Annotated in this window: 21 protein-coding genes and 2 pseudogenes; 11 read left to right on the top strand and 12 right to left on the bottom strand. The window is 40.0% G+C overall.

All coding sequences use genetic code 11. The features are described 5' to 3' along the window. Positions 1-138: 138 nt before the first annotated feature. Together HPOKI112_RS00955 and HPOKI112_RS00950 are read left to right on the top strand one after the other, a co-directional pair. Positions 139-1,587, top strand: a complete 1,449-nt coding sequence (locus tag HPOKI112_RS00955) for a DASS family sodium-coupled anion symporter (RefSeq protein WP_025309588.1) — start codon at positions 139-141, stop codon at positions 1,585-1,587. Then, positions 1,588-2,574 carry an adenine-specific DNA glycosylase gene (locus HPOKI112_RS00950; protein WP_025309587.1) on the top strand — a complete coding sequence of 329 codons (987 nt, stop codon included), beginning with the start codon at positions 1,588-1,590 and terminating at the stop codon, positions 2,572-2,574. 23 nt (positions 2,575-2,597) lie between these two features. Here HPOKI112_RS00950 and HPOKI112_RS00945 read toward each other — a convergent pair whose 3' ends face one another. Together HPOKI112_RS00945 and HPOKI112_RS00940 are read right to left on the bottom strand one after the other, a co-directional pair. Next, positions 2,598-4,253 (bottom strand): L-lactate permease, encoded by a 1,656-nt coding sequence (locus HPOKI112_RS00945; RefSeq protein ID WP_025309586.1) that lies wholly within the window; start codon positions 4,251-4,253, stop codon positions 2,598-2,600. Positions 4,254-4,307: 54 nt separating this feature from the next. Then, the gene (locus tag HPOKI112_RS00940; protein ID WP_025275551.1) at positions 4,308-5,957 is read right to left on the bottom strand and encodes an L-lactate permease; all 1,650 of its coding nucleotides are present in this window, start codon (positions 5,955-5,957) and stop codon (positions 4,308-4,310) included. Positions 5,958-6,177: 220 nt separating this feature from the next. Between HPOKI112_RS00940 and HPOKI112_RS00935 the strand changes: the two genes are divergently transcribed. From HPOKI112_RS00935 to bcp, 4 genes are read left to right on the top strand one after another with little or no spacing between them, the layout of a single operon-like run. Then, positions 6,178-6,906, top strand: a complete 729-nt coding sequence (locus HPOKI112_RS00935) for a (Fe-S)-binding protein (protein ID WP_000867258.1) — start codon at positions 6,178-6,180, stop codon at positions 6,904-6,906. Positions 6,907-6,934: 28 nt separating this feature from the next. Continuing rightward, positions 6,935-8,380, top strand: coding sequence for a LutB/LldF family L-lactate oxidation iron-sulfur protein (locus HPOKI112_RS00930; RefSeq protein ID WP_000417264.1), 1,446 nt, complete (start codon positions 6,935-6,937; stop codon positions 8,378-8,380). Then, entirely contained in the window at positions 8,373-9,008 is a 636-nt protein-coding gene (locus HPOKI112_RS00925; RefSeq protein WP_025309585.1) for a LutC/YkgG family protein, read from the top strand. Before HPOKI112_RS00930 ends, HPOKI112_RS00925 begins: the two co-directional genes overlap by 8 nt. A 9-nt stretch (positions 9,009-9,017) precedes the next feature. Beyond that, positions 9,018-9,476 carry a thioredoxin-dependent thiol peroxidase gene (gene bcp, locus HPOKI112_RS00920; protein WP_025287789.1) on the top strand — a complete coding sequence of 153 codons (459 nt, stop codon included), beginning with the start codon at positions 9,018-9,020 and terminating at the stop codon, positions 9,474-9,476. A gap of 226 nt (positions 9,477-9,702) precedes the next feature. Here bcp and HPOKI112_RS08535 read toward each other — a convergent pair whose 3' ends face one another. Together HPOKI112_RS08535 and HPOKI112_RS00905 are read right to left on the bottom strand one after the other, a co-directional pair. Then, positions 9,703-9,837, bottom strand: coding sequence for a hypothetical protein (locus HPOKI112_RS08535; RefSeq protein ID WP_001222899.1), 135 nt, complete (start codon positions 9,835-9,837; stop codon positions 9,703-9,705). Between the two features lie 288 nt (positions 9,838-10,125). Further along, a complete protein-coding gene (locus HPOKI112_RS00905; RefSeq protein WP_025275548.1) occupies positions 10,126-11,475 on the bottom strand; it encodes a class II 3-deoxy-7-phosphoheptulonate synthase in 1,350 nt (449 codons plus the stop codon). Between the two features lie 181 nt (positions 11,476-11,656). On the opposite strand from HPOKI112_RS00905, the gene HPOKI112_RS00900 reads away from it, so the two are divergent. The 3 genes from HPOKI112_RS00900 to HPOKI112_RS07955 all read left to right on the top strand — a co-directional run bounded on the left by HPOKI112_RS00900 (position 11,657) and on the right by HPOKI112_RS07955 (position 14,886). Beyond that, positions 11,657-12,898, top strand: coding sequence for a serine/threonine transporter (locus HPOKI112_RS00900; protein ID WP_025275547.1), 1,242 nt, complete (start codon positions 11,657-11,659; stop codon positions 12,896-12,898). After that, complete coding sequence (locus HPOKI112_RS00895) at positions 12,898-14,265, top strand: L-serine ammonia-lyase (protein WP_025309584.1); 1,368 nt, start codon at positions 12,898-12,900, stop codon at positions 14,263-14,265. Before HPOKI112_RS00900 ends, HPOKI112_RS00895 begins: the two co-directional genes overlap by 1 nt. A 441-nt stretch (positions 14,266-14,706) precedes the next feature. Beyond that, positions 14,707-14,886, top strand: coding sequence for a hypothetical protein (locus tag HPOKI112_RS07955; protein ID WP_162148107.1), 180 nt, complete (start codon positions 14,707-14,709; stop codon positions 14,884-14,886). A gap of 282 nt (positions 14,887-15,168) precedes the next feature. Here the strand turns inward: HPOKI112_RS07955 and HPOKI112_RS00890 are convergent, their stop codons facing one another. Then, positions 15,169-16,029 (bottom strand): hypothetical protein, encoded by an 861-nt coding sequence (locus HPOKI112_RS00890; protein ID WP_025309583.1) that lies wholly within the window; start codon positions 16,027-16,029, stop codon positions 15,169-15,171. On the opposite strand from HPOKI112_RS00890, the pseudogene HPOKI112_RS08650 reads away from it, so the two are divergent. Continuing rightward, a pseudogene (locus HPOKI112_RS08650) lies at positions 15,953-16,134 on the top strand (hypothetical protein); the annotation flags it as partial. The gene HPOKI112_RS00890 and the pseudogene HPOKI112_RS08650 overlap by 77 nt on opposite strands. Positions 16,135-16,437: 303 nt before the next feature. On the opposite strand, the pseudogene HPOKI112_RS00885 reads toward HPOKI112_RS08650, so the two are convergent. The 7 genes and pseudogenes from HPOKI112_RS00885 to HPOKI112_RS08530 form a co-directional block, all read right to left on the bottom strand. After that, positions 16,438-16,867 (bottom strand): annotated as a pseudogene (locus tag HPOKI112_RS00885) (DUF1104 domain-containing protein). 348 nt (positions 16,868-17,215) lie between these two features. After that, positions 17,216-18,076, bottom strand: a complete 861-nt coding sequence (locus HPOKI112_RS00875) for an outer membrane protein (protein ID WP_000750186.1) — start codon at positions 18,074-18,076, stop codon at positions 17,216-17,218. 199 nt (positions 18,077-18,275) lie between these two features. Continuing rightward, positions 18,276-18,626, bottom strand: a complete 351-nt coding sequence (rplT, locus tag HPOKI112_RS00870) for a 50S ribosomal protein L20 (RefSeq protein WP_001264172.1) — start codon at positions 18,624-18,626, stop codon at positions 18,276-18,278. 94 nt (positions 18,627-18,720) lie between these two features. After that, a complete protein-coding gene (gene rpmI, locus HPOKI112_RS00865) occupies positions 18,721-18,915 on the bottom strand; it encodes a 50S ribosomal protein L35 (RefSeq protein WP_001125542.1) in 195 nt (64 codons plus the stop codon). Continuing rightward, complete coding sequence (infC, locus tag HPOKI112_RS00860; RefSeq protein ID WP_025275544.1) at positions 18,896-19,507, bottom strand: translation initiation factor IF-3; 612 nt, start codon at positions 19,505-19,507, stop codon at positions 18,896-18,898. The genes rpmI and infC overlap by 20 nt, the downstream gene beginning before the upstream one ends. Further along, on the bottom strand, positions 19,504-21,342 hold the full coding sequence (thrS, locus tag HPOKI112_RS00855) for a threonine--tRNA ligase (protein WP_025309582.1): 1,839 nt from the start codon (positions 21,340-21,342) through the stop codon (positions 19,504-19,506). Before thrS ends, infC begins: the two co-directional genes overlap by 4 nt. Before the next feature lie 39 nt (positions 21,343-21,381). Next, the gene (locus HPOKI112_RS08530) at positions 21,382-21,513 is read right to left on the bottom strand and encodes a hypothetical protein (RefSeq protein WP_001892720.1); all 132 of its coding nucleotides are present in this window, start codon (positions 21,511-21,513) and stop codon (positions 21,382-21,384) included. 181 nt (positions 21,514-21,694) lie between these two features. Here HPOKI112_RS08530 and ppsA point away from each other — a divergent pair, with 181 nt between their 5' ends. Continuing rightward, positions 21,695-24,133 carry a pyruvate, water dikinase gene (gene ppsA / locus HPOKI112_RS00845; protein WP_025276617.1) on the top strand — a complete coding sequence of 813 codons (2,439 nt, stop codon included), beginning with the start codon at positions 21,695-21,697 and terminating at the stop codon, positions 24,131-24,133. Positions 24,134-24,196: the final 63 nt, after the last annotated feature.

Here is a 24,196-nt window from a genome sequence, read left to right as displayed (position 1 = left end):
AGATAAACATAATTATAAAATTTTATCTTTTTCAAAAAGCTTAATTTTTAATCTTTTTCTGTAACATTGTAATAACTCAATCCCATTTGAATGGCATTTTTAAGCCAAATTGCTACTATCTTTGGCTAAAGGTTAAACATGACTAAACAAACCCTCATCATTCTTGCCCCTTTTTTTATCGCAACGCTGTTGTATTTTTTAGGCGCACCGGATGGGCTAAACCCTAACGCATGGCTTTATTTTTGTATTTTCATGGGCATGATTATAGGGCTAGTTTTAGAGCCGGTGCCATCAGGTTTGATAGCGTTGAGCGCGTTAGTGCTGTGTATAGCGTTAAAAATTGGAGCGAGCGATGAGGTAGCGAGCGCTAATAAGGCTATTTCATGGGGTTTGAGCGGGTATGCGAATAAAACGGTGTGGCTTGTGTTTGTCGCTTTTATTTTGGGTTTAGGGTATGAAAAAAGCTTGTTAGGGAAACGGATCGCTCTTTTATTGATTAGGTTTTTAGGGCAAACCCCTTTAGGTTTAGGCTATGCGATCAGCTTGAGCGAATTGTGTCTAGCCCCCTTTATCCCTAGCAACTCCGCTAGAAGTGGGGGTATACTCTATCCAATCGTTTCATCTATCCCGCCTTTAATTGGTTCTGCTCCCAATAATAACCCTGACAAAATCGGCGCATATTTGATGTGGGTCGCTTTGGCTTCAACTTGCATCACTTCGTCCATGTTTTTAACCGCGCTCGCTCCTAACCCCCTAGCAATGGAAATCGCTGCCAAAATGGGCGTGAATGAAATCTCATGGTTTTCGTGGTTTTTAGCGTTCTTGCCTTGTGGGGTGGTTTTGATCCTGCTTGTGCCTTTATTAGCGTATAAAATCTGCAAACCCACCTTAAAAGGCTCAAAAGAAGTGATTTTGTGGGCCAAAAAAGAATTAGAGGGCATGGGGAGGTTTTCTTTAAAAGAAATTTTAATGCTCAGCCTCACTTTATTGGCTTTATTGGGTTGGATTTTTGGCAAACCTTTAGGCTTGCATGCGAGCGCGACGGCTTTGATTGTCATGGTTTTAATGGTGTTTTGTAAGATTGTAAGCTATGAAGACATCATTAAAAACAAGAGCGCGTTCAATATTTTTTTATTGCTTGGATCGCTGCTCACGATGGCTGGCGGGCTTAAAAATGTAGGGTTTTTAAATTTTATCGGCAATGCGGCTCAAAATTTTTTAGAGCATGCTCACTTGGATCCGTTAATAGCGGTATTGTTTATTGTAGCTCTCTTTTATCTGTCGCATTATTTTTTCGCAAGCATCACCGCTCATGTGAGCGCGTTATTCGCGCTTTTTGTAGGGATTGGTTCGCACCTTCAAGGGGTCAATTTGCAAGAATTGAGCTTGTTTTTAATGCTTTCTTTAGGGATTATGGGGATTTTAACGCCCTATGGCACAGGCCCATCCACCATTTATTACGGGAGCGGGTATATTCCAAGCAAGGATTTTTGGAAATGGGGGTTTATTTTTGGCTTTTTGTATTTAATCGTGTTTTTAAGCGTGTGCACACCTTGGGTCAAATTCATCGCTTACAGGTGGTTGTAGTTGGAAACTTTACACAACGCCCTTTTAAAATGGTATGAAGAATTTGGGCGCAAAGGTTTACCTTTTAGGAATTTAAAGGGCATTAACGCTCCTTATGAAGTCTATATCAGCGAAGTGATGAGCCAACAAACCCAAATCAACACGGTAATTGAGCGTTTTTATTCCCCTTTTTTAGAAGCTTTCCCCACTTTAAAAGACTTAGCGAACGCTCAATTAGAGGAGGTTTTATTGCTTTGGAGAGGGCTTGGCTATTATTCAAGGGCTAAAAATTTAAAAAAAAGCACTGAAATTTGCGTTAAAGAACATAACTCACAATTACCCAATGATTATCAAGGCCTATTGAAACTCCCAGGAATTGGTGCATACACGGCTAATGCGATCTTGTGTTTTGGCTTTAGAGAAAAGAGCGCATGCGTGGATGCTAATATTAAACGAGTGCTTTTAAGGCTTTTTGGTTTGGATCCTAATATCCACGCTAAAGACTTACAAATTAAGGCGAATGACTTTCTCAATCTTAATGAAAGCTTTAATCATAACCAAGCCCTAATTGATCTAGGGGCTTTAATCTGCTCCCCTAAACCCAAATGTGCGATTTGCCCTTTCAATCCTTATTGTTTAGGTAAAAACCACCTAGAAAAACACACGCTTAAGAAAAAACAAGCAATCATTCAAGAAGAGCGTTACTTGGGCGTTGTGGTCCAAAATAACCAAATCGCTTTAGAAAAAATAGAGCAAAAACTCTATTTGGGGATGCACCATTTCCCCGACTTAAAAGAAAATTTAGAATACAAACTCCCCTTTTTAGGCACCATCAAACACAGCCACACTAAATTCAAGCTCAATTTAAACCTCTATTCAGCTGCAATAAAGGATCTAAAAAGCCCCGTTCGTTTTTATAGCCTTAAAGACTTAGAAACTTTACCCATAAGCTCTATGACGCTTAAAATCTTGAATTTTTTAAAACAAAAAAATTTATTTGGGGGTTAAACCCTGCCAAATTTAAAATAATTCTACTTTATCGCAGGCACCACTTCAGGGATCAAATACGCAATCGTGCTAATCACAACTCCCATGATCGCTACAAAAATAAGGGAGTATTTAACCGTGAATTTGAATAAATCGCTCTCTTTCCCGGCTAACCCCACCGCCGCACAAGCGATAGCGATACTTTGAGGGCTTATCATTTTTCCTAAAGTGCCTCCAACGGTATTAGCCGTTAGGGTTAAAACCTCAGGGAGGTGCAATCGTTGGGCGGTGAGTTGCTGTAAAGAGCCAAACAAAAGATTAGAGCTCGTATCGCTCCCGGTTAAAAACACGCCTACCCACCCGATCAAGGGCGAGAAAAAAGTAAAAGCCAAACCCGTATGGGTGAGTGCTAAGGCTAGAGTGGAAGAAATCCCGCTGTAATTAGACACATAGGCAAAGCTTAAGACTAAACCAATGGTAAGAATGGGATAGCGCATTTCTTTTAAAGTCTCGCCAAAGACGCTCAGCGCATCGCTCGCTCGCACCCTTAAAACGAGCATGCTAATGAGAGCGGCTAAAAAAATGGAAGTGCCAACCGTGTTGATTAAGAGAAATTTAAACACCACCGGAAAACTCACGCTTTGATTGGCTTCTACAAAAGGCGGGCTTTTAAAGATGTGGTTACTGATGTTATTGAATTCAAAATAAAAATTAGAAAAAGCTAACAAGCCGTCTTTTTCAAATAAAGCCTTAAAAAAAGGCTGTATCCATAACACAATCACTAAAACCAAAATCACAAAAGGAGACCAAGCGACATAAACCTTACAGATATGATGGTTACTCTTAGTGAATGAGGCCGCTTTGCCGTCGCTTCTAAAAATGACTTTAGGCTGCCAGAATTTCAAAAAGAGCGCCGTTGCAACGAGTGAAACAAGGGCTGAAATAATACCGGGCAATTCTGGCCCTAAATAATTAGAGCTTAAAAATTGCGCACCAGCGAAAGAAAAAGCCGCGATAAAAACGGCCGGAAAAGTCTCTTTAATCCCCTTAAAGCCATCCATTAAAAACACAATGAAAAACGGCACTAACAAGCTCACAAAAAAGAGGATTTTACCCGTCATGGCTGAAATTAAAATCGCTGGCACCCCTACCGCGCTCGCCATCGCGCTTATAGGGATACCCACCGCGCCAAAAGCCACAGGAGCGGTATTAGCGATTAGGCACAATCCGGCAGAATACAAAGGGCTTAACCCTAAGCCCACTAAAATCGCCGCTGTTATAGCAATAGGCCCTCCAAAGCCGATCGCCCCTTCTAAAAACGAGCCAAAACAAAAGCCAATCAAAATCACTAAAATCCGGTGATCTAAAGTGATGGACTGGACGCTTTCTTTTAAAATTTCAAAATAGCCGGATTTAACGCTGAGTTTGTATAAAAAAATCGCCGCAATAATGATCCAAGCGATCGGCCATAAGCCATAGAGGAAGCCATAAAGAAAGCTTGAACCCACCATGCTAACAGGCATTTTATACACTAAAACCGCAATAATGGCTGATAAGGCCACGCTCAAAAAGGCCGCTGTATAACCTTTGAGTTTAAAAACCATTAAAGATAAGAAAAATAACAAAATCGGCAATAAAGCTACAAGAGCACTCAGCCAAATATTACCCAAAGGGTCATAAATTTGATGAAATTCTAGCACTAAAAATCCCTTTTTAAAATATTCTCTTAGCGCTAGATCTCTTTAAAAACCCCCTTATTTAGGAATGATGGGGATAATAAAGGGGAAGACATAAGCAATAAGAGTGAAGACAATCCCCATAATGATTGCCAAAGCGATAGAGTATTTTACTGTAAATCTGAACAATTCGCTCTCTTTCCCCACTAGCCCCACCGCCGCGCAAGCGATAGCGATACTTTGAGGGCTTATCATTTTACCCACAACACCCCCTGAAGTGTTTGCCGCTAAGAAAAGCACTTCAGGCAAGCCAAGCTGTGTAGCGATGAGCATTTGCAAAGAGCCAAATAAAAGATTAGAACTCGTATCGCTTCCGGTTAAAAACACCCCAAGCCAGCCTACAACAGGCGAAAAGAAAGTGAAAACATGCCCAGTATCCGCTAACGCTAAAGCGAGCGTGGCGCTCATGCCGCTATAATTAGCCACATACGCAAACGCTAAAACCACGCCAATGGTTAAAATCGGCAAACGCATTTCTTTTAAAGTAGCCCCAAACACCCCTATCGCATCGCTGATTTTCACGCGCAACAAAAACACGCTTAAAAGAGCGGCTACAAAAATGGAAGTGCCTGTCGTTAGGATCAAGGGGAATTTGAACACGACGGGAAAATTGGTCGCTTCAGTAACAATGGGAACGGTTTTAAAAATCTTTTGACTGATAGAATTAAATTCAAACGCAAAGCTAGAAAACGCCAAAGCCCCGCCTTCTTTAAAGAGCGCTTTAAACCAGGGTTGCGTCCATATGATAATCGTAATCGTGAGCAACACAAAAGGCATCCACGCCACGACCACCTTACAAATATGGTGTTTTTCTGTGTTTATCGTGGGTTCTTTGCCATTGCTGGTGAAAATGCGTTTGGGTTGCCAGAATTTTAAAAACAAAGTGGTAGCAATCAATGACACTAAAGCTGAAATAATATCCGGAAGCTGTGGCCCTAGATAATTAGAGCTTAAAAATTGCGCGATAGCGAAACTAAACCCGGTAACAGCCACTGCAGGAAAAGTCTCTCTAATCCCTCCAAAACCATCCATTAAGAACACGATGAAAAAAGGAATACCAATGGAAAAAATGGGTAACACTCTGCCCACCATTTGAGAAATCTCTAACTCAGGGATACCCACCACGCTAGCCATTGCCGTAATAGGGATACCCACCGCGCCAAAAGCTACAGGAGCGGTGTTAGCGATCAGACACAATCCGGCAGCGTATAAGGGGTTTAGCCCAAGGCCGACTAAAATCGCCGCTGTGATCGCTACCGGGCCTCCAAAACCAATCGCTCCTTCTAAAAACGAGCCAAAACAAAAGCCAATCAAAATCACTAAAATGCGATGATCCGGAGTTAGGGTTAAAATGCTTTCTTTTAAAATCTCAAAATACCCGGATTTCACTGAAAGGTTGTAAAGAAAAATCGCAGCGATCACAATCCAAGCGATCGGCCACAAGCCATAAAGAAAGCCATAGAAAAAACTCGCGCTCACCATTTGAGCGGGCATTTTATACACAAATAACGCAATAAGGATTGAAAGCAATAAGCTTAAAAACCCAGCGCTATACCCTTTAAGTTTAAAGACAATAAGAGAAATAAAAAAGAGCGCAATAGGCGATAGCGCCACTAAAGCACTCAGCCAAATATGGCCTAATGGGTCATAGACTTGATAAAATTCCATAAATTTTCCTTGAATAATTAAAAGTATTTTTTTATCTTACTTAAAAGAAAAAACTAATTTTAAGTAGCATTTAATATTAAGTCAAATTTAATGGGTTTGTGGTTTATTTTAGTAACAATGTTTGAGCGAGTGGGTTGATCAACTTGTGGTTACAATCTTACTAATTTTGAGTATTATATTGTGCTTGAAACTCTTAATTTAGAATTTTAAGGAGCCTTCTTTGAAAGTCAATTTCTTTGCTACTTGTCTAGGAGCAGCCATTTATAGCAACGCATCGCTTAACGCTATCAAATTACTCCGTAAGGAAAATTTGGAAGTGGTTTTTAAAAAAGACCAGACATGTTGTGGCCAGCCAAGCTATAACTCAGGATACTATGAAGAGACAAAAAAAGTCGTTTTATACAATATCAAACTTTATTCCAATAACGACTACCCTATTATTTTGCCTAGCGGTTCATGCACAGGAATGATGCGACATGATTATTTGGAATTGTTTGAAGGGCATGCGGAATTTAACATGGTTAAAGATTTTTGCTCTAGGGTGTATGAATTGAGCGAATTTTTGGATAAAAAATTGCAAGTCAAATATGAAGATAAAGGCGAACCCCTTAAAATCACATGGCATTCTAATTGCCATGCCTTAAGGGTGGCTAAAGTGATTGACTCGGCGAAAAACCTCATCAGACAGCTTAAAAATGTGGAACTCATTGAATTGGAAAAAGAAGAAGAATGCTGCGGGTTTGGGGGGACTTTTTCGGTCAAAGAGCCTGAAATTTCAGCGGTTATGGTCAAAGAAAAGATTAAAGACATAGAAAGCCGTCAAGTGGATGTGATTGTTTCAGCGGATGCTGGGTGTTTGATGAATATCAGCACCGCTATGCAAAAAATGGGCTCTCTAACAAAACCCATGCATTTTTACGACTTTTTAGCCTCAAGGCTTGGGCTTTAACATTAAAGAATTATTTTAAGGAATGATCATGGAAAAATATCATAGCGACCAAGAATACGAAGAAATCATCACCGACCAATTAGGCGATATGCAATTAAGGGAAAATTTGCGTTCTGCAATGGATACCTTACGGGCTAATCGTAAGAATCTGATTAAAAATCGTTACAGCGAGTGGGAAAATTTAAGGGAATTAGGCAAAGAAGTCAAGCTTAAGATTTTATCTAGGCTTGATGAGTATTTGGAATTGTTTGAAAAAAACGCCACTCAAAACGGCTTTAAAATACATTACGCTAAAGACGGCGATGAAGCTAATGAAATCATTTACAACCTCGCTAAAGAAAAGAATATCAAGCGCATTTTAAAGCAAAAATCCATGGCAAGCGAAGAAATTGGCTTGAACCATTACTTGAAAGAAAAGGGCATTCAAGCGCAAGAAACGGATTTGGGCGAATTGATTATCCAACTCATCAATGAACACCCTGTGCATATTGTCGTGCCGGCTATCCATAAAAACCGCAAGCAAATCGGTAAGATTTTTGAAGAAAAACTCAACGCCGCTTATGAAGAAGAGCCTGAAAAGCTTAATGCGATCGCCAGAAAACACATGCGCAAAGAATTTGAAAGCTTTAAAATGGGGATCAGTGGGGTTAATTTTGCTATTGCTAATGAGGGAGCGATCTGGTTAGTGGAAAATGAAGGCAATGGCAGAATGAGCACCACCGCATGCGATGTGCATGTCGCAATTTGTGGGATTGAAAAATTAGTAGAAAGCTTTGATGATGCGGCGATTTTAAACAATTTGCTCGCCCCAAGCGCGGTGGGTGTGCCTATCACTTGCTATCAAAACATTATCACAGGCCCCAGAAAAGAGGGCGATTTAGACGGCCCTAAAGAAGCCCACATCATTTTATTAGACAACAACCGCTCCAATATTTTGGCTGATGAAAAGTATTACCGCGCTCTTTCATGCATTCGTTGCGGGACTTGTTTGAACCACTGCCCTGTGTATGATAAAATCGGTGGGCATGCCTATCTTTCTACTTATCCTGGCCCTATAGGCGTGGTGGTATCCCCCCAACTCTTTGGCCTGAATAATTACGGGCATATCCCTAATTTGTGCAGTCTTTGCGGGCGTTGCACTGAAGTTTGCCCCGTAGAAATCCCTTTAGCCGAACTCATTAGAGATTTACGATCGGATAAAGTGGGCGAGGGCAGGGGCGTAATTAAGGGGGCTAAAAGCACCCAACACAGCGGGATGGAAAAATTCTCTATGAAAATGTTTGCCAAAATGGCAAGCGATGGGGCTAAGTGGCGTTTCCAATTGAAAATGGCTCAATTTTTCTCGCCTTTAGGCAAGCTTTTAGCCCCCATACTGCCTTTAGTCAAAGAGTGGGCGAGCGTTAGGACCTTACCCAATATGGACACAAGCTTGCATGCAAAAGTCCAGCACTTAGAAGGGGTGATTTATGAGTAAAGAGCTTATTTTAAAGCGCATTAAAGAAGCCAGAGCCAAGCATGCTATTCAAGGAGCAAACCCTATTTATAGAAATATCATTAAAGTGGAGTTTGAAGACTTAATGGAAGAATACAAGCATTTCCAGGTGTTGAATAAGGCTGAAGTCATTGAAAGCGCTAAAGAAAATTTAGAGCAAGCAATCTTAAAGGCTTTAGAAAATTTTCAAAGCAAAAAAGTCTTACACTCTACGGATTTGGATTTGAATTTTGAAGCGTTTAAGGATTTTGCTTTACAGCCTTATGATAAAGAAATTGAAGCGATGCGTGAAGAGTTGTTTGAGATTGATACGGCTTTATTGCATGGGGTTTGTGGGATTTCAAGCTTGGGCATGATCGGAGCGGTTTCTTCGCATGCAAGCCCACGATTGCTTTCACTCATCACCCTTAATTGCATTATCTTATTAAAAAAAGAATCCATTGTGCGCAATTTGAGCGAAGGCATGCAAGCTTTAAAAAACCAAAGCCAAAACGGCGTCTTACCCACAAACATGCTCCTTATTGGCGGGCCTAGCCGGACAGCCGATATTGAATTAAAAACCGTTTTTGGGGTGCATGGGCCTCAAAAAGTCGCTATCATTCTCTACTAAAGGATAAGGATGGAAAAATTAGAAGTAGGGCAATTAGCCCCTGATTTCAGGTTGAAAAACAGCGATGGCGTAGAGATTTCTTTAAAAGATTTGCTCCATAAAAAAGTGGTGCTGTATTTCTACCCTAAAGACAACACCCCCGGATGCACTTTAGAAGCCAAAGACTTTAGCGATCTGTTTAGTGAATTTGAAAAGAAAAACGCTGTTGTCGTAGGCGTAAGCCCTGATAACGCTCAATCGCATCAAAAATTTATCAGCCAATGCTCTTTGAATGTGATTTTGCTCTGCGATGAAGATAAAAAAACCGCCAATCTTTACAAAGCTTATGGCAAACGCATGCTTTATGGGAAGGAGCATTTGGGGATTATCCGCTCCACTTTCATTATCAACACGCAAGGCGTTTTAGAAAAATGCTTCTACAATGTCAAAGCGAAAGGCCATGCTCAAAAGGTTTTAGAGAGTTTGTAGTTTAAATATCAAGCTTTCGCCCGTTTTAATTTTAAGCTTTTTAGCTACTCTCTCACTTTTAAAAACTTGTTTTTTAAACTTCGTTTGATAATAAACTTCATAAGGGATAGGGGGTGTTTTTGAAATCATTCCCCCCACAACCCTAAGATCGCTTTACAAAAAACTATCACCCACTAGCTTTTTGATTGTGTTATTTTAAAAACGCTTTTGAGTATTTTTACAATTTTTATTTTTGTTCAGGCTGCCAAATGGTTTTTTCTGAAGGGGTGCTATCGGCTTCGTTTTGTAAGATTTGTTTTTTAGTTTCGTGGCAAGCCACAAACAATAACGCTAAAATTACAGCTAAAAGAGAAATTCTCATTCCAAGCTCCTTTGAATATTAAAATGCTTACGATAATTATAAAGAAAAAGAGTTAAAGATAGATTAATATTTGGCTCTGTTTTCATCAAATGTCGGCACTCAAAACCTTATTTAACCTTATTATCCTTTAATTTTTAAAACTTTATTTTACACAAAACTCATTCTCTTAAGGGGATAACTGGGGTATTTTGAAATAACTCCCCCCCTACAACCCCAACTAAATCCCCCTATAGAACGCATTACAAGAAACGATCGCTTGACTAAAGCCTCTTATTATCTTGATTTCAATCAAGTGCGTTGTTTTTTAAGCATGTCAGCGATTAAGAAAGCGAGTTCTAAGGCTTGAGTGGCGTTTAGTCTTGGATCGCATTGCGTGTAGTAATGGCAACTCAAACCCTCTTCGGTGATCGCTTGCGAGCCACCGATACATTCTGTAACATTCTCACCTGTCATTTCCAAATGAACCCCTGAAGCCAAACTCCCTTCAGCCCTATGGATTTCAAAAAAGCTTTTCACTTCATCTAGCACGCTATCAAAAGCCCTTGTTTTAACCCCCAAGCTGGTTTTGACCGTGTTGCCATGCATGGGATCAATGCTCCATAAAATATGGCGTTTTTCTTCCAACACCCCTTGTAAAAGTTTAGGCAAACGCTCTTTAATCATCTTAGAACCCATGCGCACGATCAGATTCAAACGCCCCTTAATGTTGCGCGGGTTTAAAACATCGCACAATTCTAACACTTCGCTCACGCTCGCGTTAGGCCCGATTTTCACGCCAATAGGGTTACAAACCCCCCTTAAAAACTCCACATGCGCACCCTTTGGATCTCTTGTCCTTTCGCCAATCCACAGCATGTGCGCGGAGCAGTCATAAAACTGGTTAGTCAAACTATCCTTACGCACCAAAGGCTCTTCATAATGGAGCAGTAACGCTTCGTGGCTGGTGTAAAATTCCACTTCCCTAAGAATAGGCGTTTTTTCTATCTCCACCCCGCATGCTCGCATAAACCCTAAAGCTTGCGTGATCCGGTCAGCGATTTGCTGGTATTTTTGCCCAAAGTCGTTGTTTTTGACAAAATCCAAATTGAAACGATGCACTTGCTCCAAATTCGCTAACCCGCCTTGAGCAAAGGCTCTGATAAGGTTTAAAGTCGCTACGCTTTGATGGTAGGCTTTAAGCATTCTTTCCGGCTTTGGCTCTCTTTCTTTTTTGGAAATCCCGTTGATAATATCCCCTCTATAACTCAACACTTCTTCATTATCTAGTATTTCAATCGCATTAGAGCGAGGCTTGGCAAATTGCCCGGCAATGCGCCCCACTTTCACGATCGGTATAGAGCCAGCAAAAGTTAAGACAATCGCCATTTGCATCACCACTTTAAACATGTCTTTAATCCTGTTAGCGCTAAATTGAGAAAACGACTCCGCGCAATCGCCCCCTTGCAACAAAAACGCCTTATTGTCAATGGCTTGGGCTAAACGCTCTTGCAAGTTCCTCGCTTCGCCAGCAAACACTAAGGGAGGGTAAGAGTGCAATTCTTTTTTGACCCTTTCTAATTCTTGCTTATCTTTATAAGTGGGGTGTTGCTCTATCTTAAAAGAATGCCATGAAGTGGGCGACCAAGTTGTGTTTGACATTTCTACAATCCTTTATTAATCTTTTTTTAAGCGTTATTATAGCTTGTGCGGGTTAAATCGTGGATTTTAGAAAATAAATGCACGCTAAAAACCACCCCCCTAATCTCAAAAAACCCCAATCATAAAAAGCTTTATGCTACAATGAGAACTCTTTAACACGATAAAAGGGCGGTTTAATAGCATGGCACAAGAAAAAGCGGTCATAAGAGATCCTAAAAAACTCAACGCGTTTGATTTGCGTTGGATGGCGTCCTTATTTGGCACGGCGGTTGGGGCTGGGATTTTATTTTTGCCTATTAGAGCCGGTGGGCATGGGGTATGGGCTATTGTGGTGATGAGCGCGATCATCTTCCCTTTAACTTATCTGGGGCATAGAGCTTTAGCTTATTTCATAGGATCCAAAGATAGAGAAGACATTACCATGGTCGTTCGCTCTCATTTTGGCGCTCAATGGGGTTTTCTTATCACTTTGCTTTATTTCTTGGCGATTTATCCTATTTGTTTGGCTTATGGGGTGGGTATCACTAATGTGTTTGATCATTTCTTCACTAACCAGTTGCATTTAGCGCCTTTTCATCGGGGCTTACTAGCTGTAGCGTTAGTCTCTTTAATGATGTTGGTGATGGTTTTTAACGCTACGATTGTTACGCGCATTTGTAACGCTTTAGTGTATCCTTTATGCTTGATTTTATTGCTTTTTTCTTTGTATCTTATCCCTTATTGGCAAGGCGCTAATCTTTTTGTGGTGCCGAGTTTTAAAGAATTTGTGTTAGCGATTTGGCTAACCTTACCGGTGCTTGTGTTTTCGTTCAACCATAGCCCCATTATTTCCACCTTCACTCAAAATGTGGAAAAAGAATACGGCGCTTTCAAAGAGTATAAACTCAATCAAATTGAATTAGGAACATCGCTGATGCTTTTAGGGTTTGTGATGTTTTTTGTGTTTTCGTGCGTCATGTGCTTGAATGCTGATGATTTTGTGAAAGCAAGGGAACAAAACATCCCCATTTTAAGCTATTTCGCTAACACTTTAAACAACCCTTTAATCAATTATGCGGGGCCTGTGGTGGCTTTTTTAGCGATTTTTTCATCTTTTTTTGGGCATTATTATGGGGCTAAGGAGGGTTTAGAAGGCATTATCATTCAAAGTTTAAAATTGAAAAAAGCTTCTAAAACCTTGAGTATTAGCGTAACGATTTTTTTATGGCTGACTATCACGCTTGTGGCTTATATTAACCCTAATATCTTGGATTTTATTGAAAATTTAGGCGGTCCCATTATCGCGCTCATTCTGTTTGTGATGCCCATGATAGCTTTTTATAGCGTTTCTAGTTTGAAGCGTTTTAGAAACTTTAAAGTGGATATTTTTGTGTTTGTCTTTGGGAGCTTGACGGCTTTGAGCGTGTTTTTAGGACTATTTTAATGGCTAGTTTTTCTATTTTATCCATTTTTAAAATCGGCGTGGGGCCTAGCTCTTCACACACCATAGGGCCTATGGAAGCGGGAGCGAGATTTTGCGGGTTGTTAAAAGGCATTTTAGAGCAGGTTGAACGCGTTCAAATCACCTTGCATGGCTCATTAGCTTTAACCGGTAAAGGGCATTTGAGCGATGAGGCGGTTTTAATTGGCTTGCATGGTATTTACGCTAACGAATTGGAGGTAACAACCAAAAAAGCCTTATTGCATGAAGCGCTTGAAAACAAGGTTTTAAAACTCGCTAACCAGCATCATATCCCTTTTGATTATGCTAAAGATTTGATTTTTGACAATAAGCCTTTAGCCAGACACCAAAACGCTCTCATTCTAAAAGCTTTTAACTCTAAAAATGAGGTTTTAAAAGAAGAGACTTATTATTCTGTTGGTGGAGGGTTTGTCTATACTGAAAAAGAATTAGACAACTTGTCTGAAGAGGGCGGGAATGAAAGCATTGCCTATGATTTTTCAAGCGCTAAGGAGTTGCTAGAATTGTGCCAAAAACACCAAAAAAGCATCGCTGAAATCGTGCGTTTGAGAGAAAATGCCCTGAAAAACCACCCTGATGCAACGATGACTAAAATCTATCATGCGATGCTTGAGTGTTATCATAATGGGGCTAATTCTAAAGAAAGGTATCTGCCTGGTTCTTTGAGAGTAACACGATTAGCCCCAAGCGTTAAAACGCGCCTAGAAAAGCACCCCACAAGCGGGAAAGACCCCTTAGCCTTGATTGATTACATTTCGCTTTACGCTCGCGCCATTGCCGAAGAAAACGCTAGCGGAGGCAAGGTGGTAACCGCCCCCACTAATGGAGCGTGCGCGGTGGTGCCAAGCGTGCTTTTATACGCTAAAAACCATTTGTTTGAAAATTTATCGCAAAAGGCCATCAATGATTTTTTACTCACTAGTGCGGCGATTGGCTATCTTTACAAGAAAAACGCTTCCTTGAGCGGTGCAGAAGCGGGGTGTCAGGCTGAAATTGGCGTGGCAAGCTCTATGGCTGCGGGGGGGTTAGCCCATTTGTGCCAAGCGACCACGCAACAGGTTTTGATCGCTAGTGAAATCGCTATGGAGCACCATTTAGGATTGACATGCGATCCGGTGGGGGGCTTGGTGCAAATCCCTTGCATTGAACGCAATGTTTTAGGAGCGATTAAAGCGATCAGCGCTTCTAAACTGGCTTTAGAAGATGAATACAAGCCTAAAGTGAGCCTAGATGAAGTGATTGCTACGATGTATGCGACCGGAAAAGACATGAATGAAAAATACAAAGAGACCTCGTTAGGGGGATTGGCCAAAACCTTAAAATGCTAAGGGATAGTTCTTAACTTTAGGGGCTTTAAGTTCGTAAAAAAGGCTTTGTTTTTAACAAATACAAATAAGCCCTATCCAACTTTAATATCCTTCAAAAATTTTTAAACATAGGGTTTTAAAATTTTGTTTCATCGTTTTTAAATTCCATTTAATAATAAAACTCATTAAGTTTATTTGAACTCATAAGAGAATAGGGCATTTTGAAATCATTCCCCTACAACCCCCTTTTTTAAAATCCCCTAAGAGCGTGTTATGAGAAACTATTCACTTGCTACGCAAGCTTTTTTATTTTGATTGTGAAAAACACTCAAAGGTATTTTTTAAATTTGATTACTAATATTCCATTAAAATAAAACCAAAAATTTTTACACGCTTTCATAAAATGCGTTGAAATATCGTGAAGCACCCAATCGCCAAAGACGCTTTGGGCTTCCTAGACTGATGTTAGGGAGAGTTTGGTTCTCACTCTGTATCCCTATCGTAGAGATTTTACAGAGTTTAAGCTCCAACGCATTCTCTCTCACACATCATATCTCCAAAGGCGTAACTTTTCACACTTCCTATACTAGATACGAATGGGGATATTACTATGAATTAAGTGGCATTCATTCCAAACGCTAAAGACGATTGGGATTTCTGCTAAGGAGTTTTAAAAGGAGATTATTTTTAACTCTATCAACCATTATATTCAAAGATTTTTGCGTAACAAAACCTTAAGCTAATTGTTACCAATCGTTACCACAAAAGAAAGCCAAAAAGCTTAAAGGCTTTAAAAAAGCGGTGGCTTTTAAAAGAGATAGTCCTAACACAGGACGGAGTGATAGGGAGCTAAAAGCCTAAATATAAAGCCTAAAAAGGAGCGTTGAAACTCATTTAAAGCCCCCTACTAAAAAAGTAAGTTAGCTATTTTTCAGACTTACTAGAGTCGCTAATTTGTTTTTCAAACTCTTGTTGCAAGGCTTGTTGTTGCCTTTCTTGCTTTGAAAGGTGGCGTTTTTTCTTAGGTTTTTTCTCTTTCTTTGAAGAAGTCTCCGGCTCTTTTGAAGCTGTTTCTTTGAGCGTGTTAGCGTTAGTCGTAGGATCTAGATCCGGATTAGAAGCATCCTGTGCTTTCTTAGAAGAGCTTATAAATTCAGGGCTATCAGTATGGCTTTTAAGCTCCCCACTGCTCCTCTTTTGAAACGCTGCCTTAGTGTCTTTCTCAGCTTGATCTTCCATTTTTTTAAGAGTGACTGCATCCAGTTTTCTAGCCTTTTCTTTTTGGCTTACTCTAACCATGCTGATCAAATATTTGATATACCCATCATACATATCCCCAAACTGCTCATGCAAAGCCCCAAAATCCGAGCCTTTGTAAAGCCAGTTAAACAAAGGGAGTGAAAGCTCTGTCCCTAAGTCTTTAAGCACATGTTTATAAAACTTCTCCCTGTCATTCACCACAAAAGAAACCTTGCCGTCTTTATGCTCATAATAACAAACCTTTTGCTCCACACAGCTTTCCAAACTCCCCTTAAAGAAAGCTCCAAAAGCGGATAAGTCGCCCTTACTCATCTTGGTTTCAGAATACTGGTTAAAATTCTTCACGCGCTCTTTTTCCAAATTAACCATACTCTTTAAAACCCTCTTGCGGTCTTTTTTCACATTCCCTGTGGAGCTTTCAGAAAACATAACATTGGGATCAACTGTAGTGTTAATAGTGGCAGAATCCGTTTCTGCTCTCAACAAAAAAGTCGTAGCTACTAAAAAAAATAAAATCCGTTTCACACCAAACTCCTAATTAATATATAGCCGCAACAAAAATAGATACCGTTCTTCATAAGCTCTCTTTTGAAATTTCTTCTATTGATAAAAAACCACCTTAGAATTCAAGCCATTTTAGTCATCTTAAAATACAGACTTCAAAGGGTCTTTACTATTGGATATGATACTATAAATATCCAAAAAATACAAACACTCCAAAAACTTTAACCCTAAAAAATTAACATGCCCTTCACAGCTAAAGGATTTTAGAATCAACAAAGCCCACCCACCAAGCAGGCAACCTCTATTTTAAGTGCCTAAACGCTATGATAGAATTATAACAAAAAAAACGCCTTATATCCCCTAGCCAAAAGCTAGAAACTTACGGCGTTGATTTCACAAAAATCAAAAAAAATTAGCACACCTTAAGCGCTAATGCTTATGATGGCTTGGTTTTTTCCCTTTTTTTCTTTTTTTCATGATCATGAAAAGGGCCTTCACACGCGCAATCATGCAAATCTAGCCCCTCTTGGCGGTATTCTTTCATGGTCATTGTTTTCTTTTTGTTAGCAATCGCTTCAAGAATTTCTTTTTTACGCTTGTTGCGATCTTCTTGGCTTAAAGAAGCTAAATTTTTATCCATCGCTTTCTTAAAATCCGCTTTATAATTTTTACGCTCTTCTTCTTTCATCACTTTTAATCGTTTATTGACTTCTGCGCGAAACTCTGGAACTTCGCTAGGAGCAACTTTCCCTGCTTGCTCTAATAGTTGCTTATTATCCATGCTCTTAAAATCGCTCGCATTCAAAAAAAGCCCCAAAAAAGTCCCCGTAAATAATAAAGAAACCGCTAATTTTTTCATCAAATGCTCCCAATTCAAAAATAAAGAATAAATTCTATCATTTGATTGATTAAAGATAACTTATAGCGTTTTAATAGCAAATTGATTTTTAGATTTTATGATCAGCACTCCATTAACACAGCTAACTTATATCCCTTATTTTTAAAAATAATCAATTTATTTTTGATTTTTCAAAGATTTGTTTGTGTGCGGTTGTTAGTGAGTTCAATTGCTTGTAAGGATTGCGATTTAATTTTTGCCAAGTAGCCGTATTGATTTTTTAAAGCCTTTGACACAAGAAAATCATAAAAGGCCATAAAGAGCAAAAGCCCTTTTCTATACCCCCCCATAAATTAACCCTAAAACACCTTAAAAGCTTACAATGTAACGCCAATAAAAGGCATAGGGGCGGTGAAAGGTGAATTTATAAGTAACCCCTTCAGGAACATTATCCGCACTAGCGGTATAATAATTGTTGCGAATGGTTTGGATTTTCAAGCCGATTTCAAAACCTTGGTGTTTAGTGCCTAAGCGGATCCCACCATTCACTAAGACCTGGAAATTTGATGGGTGGAAACTCCCTCTGTATTCATCAGCTAAGTCCTTAAAATAATAGTTTGTTGGACCCCAAGAGGTACCACCAATCGCAACGCCAAGAAAAAACCCAAAATGCAAGTTCTCACGATTGAAAATAGCTGGGTTAAACAACACATCTGTGCCAGCCCCATAGCCAAACATGAAACTTTGAGAACCCTTGCGAGCGTCTCTCATGCCGTAATCATTATAAGTGTAATACTTATAATAAGAGCTTGCAAAATCAAAGAATCCGTAATAACGCATTCCAAATTGTGGAGATTTCTTAAAAAAATGCTTATACCCTACAACAAACCCAAAACCATTGATAGCGTATTGTTGGTTGCTTAAGCCTTTATACCCACGAGTCCCTAGAGCGCCATGAGTAAGGCCTCCTGTTGGGTTTGACGCTGTAGGCATGTTAGGCGTATTAGAGCCATAAGCCCCACTTTGATTACCATTACAATTCCCATGGGAACAATTTTGAGCGGTAGTGCTAAGCATACCCAACTGGTAATCAATCCCTATAAAAGCAGCATTTCTTTCACCTTTTTTGGTAGGGCTAGTCTTAATAGCTTTTTCTTGCTTAGGGGTCTCTGCTGACAATAAGCTTGTCATTGCTAGAGAGATAGCACCTACTATAACAGATTTCTTCATGTATTCCTTCCTTCTACATTTTCTCTACTTGAGTTCTTAATGCCACATTCTACTATAAAATTGCTTTCTTTTTGATTAAAAATAGCGATTGAATGAGAATAAATTGAAACAAAAATCAATTTTAGGAACTTTTTAGTAAAAAGTCCTAAATCCTCTCACCTTTTTTAGGCTAAAACTAAAACCTAACAGCCAATAGAGATTAAAGATGCTCTTTCACGCTCTCTAACACGCTCTCAAAAGCTTGCATGTCATTCATCGCCATGTCTGCTAAAACCTTGCGGTCTAACTCCACGCCAGCCACTTTTAAGGCATGCATGAAGCGCGAATAACTTGTGTTATGCATTCTGCAAGCCGCATTGATCCTTACCACCCACAAACTCCTGAACTCTCTTTTCTTTTGTTTGCGATCCCTAAAGGCGTAATACATGCTTCTTTCAAGCTGTTCTTTAGCCTTTCTAAAATGCTTTCTTCTGCCACTATAAAACCCTCTAGCGAGTTTTAAGACTTTTTTATGGCGTCTTCTGCGTACAACGCCTGTTTTAACTCTCATTTCTTTACCTTTCTTTTTAAAATATTTTTAGGTGCGTTTTTACAACGACTTTCCCTTAAATAAGGGGATTAACTCCACTTTCTAATGAGCATTCTCAAGCCCTGCAAAGCAACGACATGACAGAATGCGCGTTAGTGTGATGCACATGTTTTGGCGCGTTTAGATTGGCTTTGCGTTTGGGGCTTTTTTTAGTCAAAATATGGCTTTTAAAAGCACTGCCACGCTTAATCAAGTTTTTTTTAACTTTGAAACGCTTAGACGCGCCGCGATTAGTCTTCATTTTTGGCATGATTTTCTCCTTTCATAAGGTTAATACGATTAAAAGGCGGGTTATTTTCTTTGGTTTTCTTTTCGTTTTTGGGGGCTTCTTTAGCCTTAGGCACAAACATCCACGAAACAAAACGCCCCTCGGTTTTTGGCTCTTTTTCAGGGTTGGCTAAATCCTCCATCATTGTTTGGACTCTCAAAAGCACATCAAGCCCAGCTTTTGAATTTTGGCTCTCCCTGCCCTTTAAAACCACCTTGAATTTGACATGCTTATTGGCTTCAATAAATTCTCTCGCATGCTTGACTTTATAGTTAATATCGTTTTGCGCGATTTGAGTGGAAAGCTTGATCTCTTTGATTTCAATTTGTTTTTGCTTTTTCTTGGCTTCCTTGATTTTCTTTTCATTTTGGTAGCGGAATTTATTATAATCCATCACCTTACACACGGGAGGTTTCGTGCTCGCTGAAATCAAAACCAAATCCAAACCTAAATTTTGAGCGATATTGAGCGCTTCTTTGGAAGAAATAATCCCATACACTTCGCCATTATCGCCCACGCAACGCACTTCTTTAAAATTAATGTCTCCGTTTAACAACACTTCGCTTCTACTCAAAAACTAACCTCTTGCATCTTAGATTCAACCATGTTTAAAAACTCCTTTAAGGGCATTTTATACTGAGCTTGTTTTTCTCTGTCTCTAATGGATAAAATTTCGCTCTCCACCTCTTCATTCCCTAACACTAAAATCATAGGGATTTTTTGCTTTTCGGCTAATCGCACCTTTTTATTCAAGCTGTCGTTTTTATCCAGCACTTCTACAAAAATATCGCGCTTTTTTAATTCCTCTTTTAATTTCAAAGCAAAAACATGATGCTCTTCATTAATAGGAATGAGAGCGATTTGAGTGGGCGCAACAAAGAAAGGGAAATTCCCCCCAAAATGTTCGCTCAAAATCGCAATAAACCTTTCAAACGAGCCTAAAATCGCCCTGTGGATCATCACCGGCTGCTCAGCGTGATTGTGTTCATTAGTGAAAGCGAGTTTGAAGCGTTCAGGCAAATTCATATCCACCTGAATCGTGCCGCACTGCCATTTACGCTTTAAAGCGTCAGTGATTTTAATGTCAATCTTAGGCCCATAGAAAGCCCCTCCTCCTTCATCAATCTTATAATCAATGCGGTGCTCTTTTAGGGCTTCTTTTAAAGCGCTAGTGGCCTTTTCCCAAACTTTATCATCGCCTATGGATTTAGCCGGCCTTGTGGATAATTCCATTTCATAGCTAAAACCAAACGCTTGCATGATTTTGTGCGTAAAATCTAAAATCGCGCTCACTTCGCTTTGGATCTGTTCAAAAGAGCAAAAAATATGTGCATCATCTTGGGTAAATTCCCTAACCCTTAAAAGCCCATGCAACACACCGCTTTTTTCATGCCGATGCACCACGCCGTATTCATAAAACCTTAAGGGCAAATCTCTGTAGCTGTGCAAAGCGCTTTGATAGACTTTAATATGCCCCACGCAGTTCATAGGCTTTATGCCGTATTCTTGCTCATCAATCGTGGTGAAATACATGTTTTCTTTATAGTTGTCATAATGCCCGCTGATTTTCCACACATCGCTCTTTAAAATCTCAGGGCCTTTAACCGGCTCATAGCCTCTTAAAAGTAACGCTTGACTCAATAAATCTTCAATGCGCTTTCTGAGTCTTGCCCCTTTAGGCAGCCATAAAGGTAAGCCTGCCCCTATCTCATCATCAAAACTAAAAAGCCCTAGCTCCACGCCTAGCTTTCTGTGATCTCGTTTTTTCGCTTCTTCTATTTGGAAAAGATAGTCTTTTAAACTCTCTTTGGTGGCAAAAGCGATGCCATAGATTCTAATGAGCATTTCATTGTTTTCATCGCCACCCAAATAAGCCCCAGCCAGTTTAGTGAGCTTGAAATGGTTTAAAAAACGAGTGTTTGGGAGGTGCGGCCCCTTACACAAATCTTCAAACTCGCCTTGTTGGTACACGCCAAAGGCATCGCCACTGATTTTACTCATCACCGCATGCTTTAATTCATCGCCCTTAAAACGCTCCAAAGCTTGCTCTCTGGTTAAAACCTCTTTAGTGATAGCGAGCTTTGATTTCGCAAATTCTTTCATTTTCGCTTCAATTTTAGGCAAATCCTCTTCGCTGATTTTTGAAGCGGTCTTGAAATCGTAATAAAACCCCTCTTCTACCACAGGGCCTACAAAAAATTTCGCGTCCGGATAAAGGGCTTTCAAGCTTTGCGCAAGCAGATGCGCGCATGAATGCCTGATCACTTCTAAAGCCAAAGGCGAATCATCAAAATATATCGGCTCTGTCCCTTTTAACGCTTTAATCCCATCGCTCAGCCCTAAGACTTTCGCACTCTCTAAATCTATTATTTGCTCGTCTTTATAAACAGCAATCAGTTCCGCACTCATTCTTTAAAACTTATGTTTCCTTTCTTCAAACCTTAAAATTTAGCAATCTTTTGAGCCAAACCCGCATTGCACTTGCGAATCCACTTTCTCAGCTTTAGGGTCGCTCATAGGCTTTAAACACGCTTGTAAAAACACCATACAAAGCAAATTCAATAACAACCGCCTATACAAAACCACCCTTTCTGTTCAAAAATACCTAACTAACCGCCTACTATACAATAAAATTATAAACCAAATACACCCCTTATTAAAAAGCTTAGTAATACAAACTAGCTAAAACTAAAGCTCTATCATGCTATCATTATTATATTTTTGTTTTAAGAGACTTAATGATCATTTTTAAGGGAGTTTTGTGCGATATATCAAGTTTTTCAAAGAGTTGAACAATAAGAATGTGAATCTGGTTGGGGGCAAGAACGCTAGCATTGGCGAGATGTTTCAAGAATTAGTGCCAATTGGTATTAAAGTGCCTGATGGCTTTGCGATCACCAGCGAAGCGTATTGGTATCTTTTAGAGCAAGGGGGGGCTAAGCAAAAAATCATAGAGCTTTTAGAAAATGTTGATGCCACGGAAATTGATGTGTTAAAAATCCGCTCCAAACAAATCAGAGAGCTTATTTTTGGCACGCCTTTTCCTAGCGATTTGAGGGATGAGATTTTTCAAGCTTATGAGATTTTAAGCCAGCAATACAACATGAAAGAAGCCGATGTGGCTGTAAGGAGTTCCGCTACTGCAGAAGACTTGCCGGACGCTTCTTTTGCCGGGCAACAAGACACTTATTTAAACATTAAGGGTAAAACAGAATTGATCCACTATATCAAATCCTGTTTAGCGTCGCTTTTTACCGATAGAGCGATTAGCTATAGGGCGAGTCGTGGGTTTGATCATTTAAAAGTCGCGCTCAGCGTGGGGGTGCAAAAAATGGTGCGAGCGGATAAAGGCAGCGCGGGCGTGATGTTTTCTATTGACACTGAAACCGGTTTTAAAGACGCGGTGTTTATCACTTCAGCGTGGGGGTTGGGCGAAAATGTGGTGGGAGGCACGATAAACCCTGATGAATTTTATGTGTTTAAGCCCACTTTAGAGCAAAACAAACGCCCCATTATCAAACGCCAACTCGGCAATAAAACGCAAAAAATGGTCTATGCCCCAAGGGGTAGCGAACACCCCACCAGAAACATTAAAACCACCAAAAAAGAATGGCAATCCTTTTCATTGAGCGATGAAGACGTGCTGATTTTAGCCAAATACGCTATTGAAATTGAAAAACATTACTCTAAAGAAGCCAAACAATACCGCCCCATGGATATAGAATGGGCTAAAGATGGCGAGAGTGGGGAAATCTTTATCGTTCAAGCGCGCCCAGAAACCGTTCAAAGCCAAAAAACCAAAGAAGAAAATCAAGTCTTTGAAAAATTCAAATTCAAAAACCCTAACGAAAAAAAAGAGATTATCTTACAAGGCAGAGCGATTGGGAGTAAAATTGGCTCAGGGAAAGTGCGCATCATCAATGATTTGGAGCACATGAATTCTTTTAAAGAGGGCGAAATTTTAGTTACGGATAACACCGACCCAGACTGGGAGCCTTGCATGAAAAAAGCGAGCGCGGTTATCACTAATCGTGGAGGGCGCACTTGCCATGCGGCGATTGTGGCGAGAGAAATTGGCGTGCCAGCCATTGTTGGGGTGAGCGGGGCGACTGATAGCCTTTATACCGGCATGGAAATCACGGTTTCTTGCGCTGAGGGTGAAGAGGGCTATGTGTATGCGGGCATTTATGAGCATGAAATTGAAAGGGTGGAGCTTTCTAACATGCAAGAAACTCAAACAAAAATTTACATCAATATTGGAAACCCTGAAAAAGCCTTTGGCTTTTCTCAGCTCCCTAATCACGGCGTAGGGCTAGCCAGAATGGAAATGATTATTTTGAATCAAATCAAAGCCCATCCTTTAGCCTTAGTGGATTTGCACCACAAAAAAAGCGTGAAAGAAAAAAATGAAATTGAAAACCTTATGGCAGGCTATGCTAACCCTAAAGATTTTTTTGTGAAAAAAATCGCTGAAGGCATTGGCATGATCAGCGCAGCGTTTTACCCTAAACCTGTGATTGTGAGAACGAGCGATTTCAAATCCAATGAATACATGCGCATGCTTGGCGGCTCTAGCTATGAGCCTAATGAAGAAAACCCCATGCTTGGTTATAGAGGGGCTAGTCGGTATTATTCAGAAAGCTATAATGAAGCGTTTTCGTGGGAGTGTGAAGCCTTAGCGTTAGTGAGGGAAGAAATGGGCTTGACCAACATGAAAGTGATGATCCCTTTTTTGCGAACCATTGAAGAGGGTAAAAAAGTCCTAGAAATCTTAAGAAAAAACAATTTAGAATCCGGTAAAAACGGGCTTGAAATTTATATCATGTGCGAATTACCGGTGAATGTCATTCTGGCTGATGATTTCTTAAGCTTGTTTGATGGCTTTTCTATTGGCTCTAATGATTTAACCCAGCTCACTTTAGGCGTGGATAGAGACAGCGAATTAGTCAGCCATGTCTTTGATGAAAGGAATGAAGCGATGCTAAGAATGTTTAAAAAAGCGATTGAAGCTTGTAAAAGACACAACAAATATTGCGGGATTTGCGGGCAAGCTCCGAGCGATTACCCTGAAGTGACAGAGTTTTTAGTCAAAGAGGGCATCACTTCCATTTCTTTAAACCCTGATAGCGTGATCCCCACTTGGAACGCTGTAGCCAAGTTAGAAAAAGAATTGAAAGACCATGGCTTAACTGCGCATTGATAATAAAGGGGTTGATCTAACTTGAGTGGATTTTTCGTATTGGTTTCCATATAGTTTTGATGG

This window comes from Helicobacter pylori oki112 (assembly GCF_000600085.1).
In the GTDB taxonomy this organism is placed as follows: Bacteria; Campylobacterota; Campylobacteria; order Campylobacterales; family Helicobacteraceae; genus Helicobacter; species Helicobacter pylori_CY.
This window is presented reverse-complemented; position numbering and strand designations above follow the sequence as displayed.

Excerpts from the sequence above, each read along its gene's own strand:
- rplT (WP_001264172.1), bottom strand. The coding sequence starts at position 18,626 with ATGAGAGTTAAAACAGGCGTTGTACGCAGAAGACGCCATAAAAAAGTC.
- HPOKI112_RS00930 (WP_000417264.1), top strand. The coding sequence starts at position 6,935 with ATGGAAAAATATCATAGCGACCAAGAATACGAAGAAATCATCACCGAC.
- HPOKI112_RS00875 (WP_000750186.1), bottom strand. The coding sequence starts at position 18,076 with ATGAAGAAATCTGTTATAGTAGGTGCTATCTCTCTAGCAATGACAAGC.
- HPOKI112_RS08535 (WP_001222899.1), bottom strand. The coding sequence starts at position 9,837 with ATGAGAATTTCTCTTTTAGCTGTAATTTTAGCGTTATTGTTTGTGGCT.
- HPOKI112_RS00905 (WP_025275548.1), bottom strand. The coding sequence starts at position 11,475 with ATGTCAAACACAACTTGGTCGCCCACTTCATGGCATTCTTTTAAGATA.
- HPOKI112_RS00900 (WP_025275547.1), top strand. The coding sequence starts at position 11,657 with ATGGCACAAGAAAAAGCGGTCATAAGAGATCCTAAAAAACTCAACGCG.
- HPOKI112_RS07955 (WP_162148107.1), top strand. The coding sequence starts at position 14,707 with ATGTTAGGGAGAGTTTGGTTCTCACTCTGTATCCCTATCGTAGAGATT.
- thrS (WP_025309582.1), bottom strand. The coding sequence starts at position 21,342 with ATGAGTGCGGAACTGATTGCTGTTTATAAAGACGAGCAAATAATAGAT.
- HPOKI112_RS00940 (WP_025275551.1), bottom strand. The coding sequence starts at position 5,957 with ATGGAATTTTATCAAGTCTATGACCCATTAGGCCATATTTGGCTGAGT.
- bcp (WP_025287789.1), top strand. The coding sequence starts at position 9,018 with ATGGAAAAATTAGAAGTAGGGCAATTAGCCCCTGATTTCAGGTTGAAA.
- rpmI (WP_001125542.1), bottom strand. The coding sequence starts at position 18,915 with ATGCCAAAAATGAAGACTAATCGCGGCGCGTCTAAGCGTTTCAAAGTT.
- HPOKI112_RS00895 (WP_025309584.1), top strand. The coding sequence starts at position 12,898 with ATGGCTAGTTTTTCTATTTTATCCATTTTTAAAATCGGCGTGGGGCCT.
- HPOKI112_RS00925 (WP_025309585.1), top strand. The coding sequence starts at position 8,373 with ATGAGTAAAGAGCTTATTTTAAAGCGCATTAAAGAAGCCAGAGCCAAG.
- HPOKI112_RS00955 (WP_025309588.1), top strand. The coding sequence starts at position 139 with ATGACTAAACAAACCCTCATCATTCTTGCCCCTTTTTTTATCGCAACG.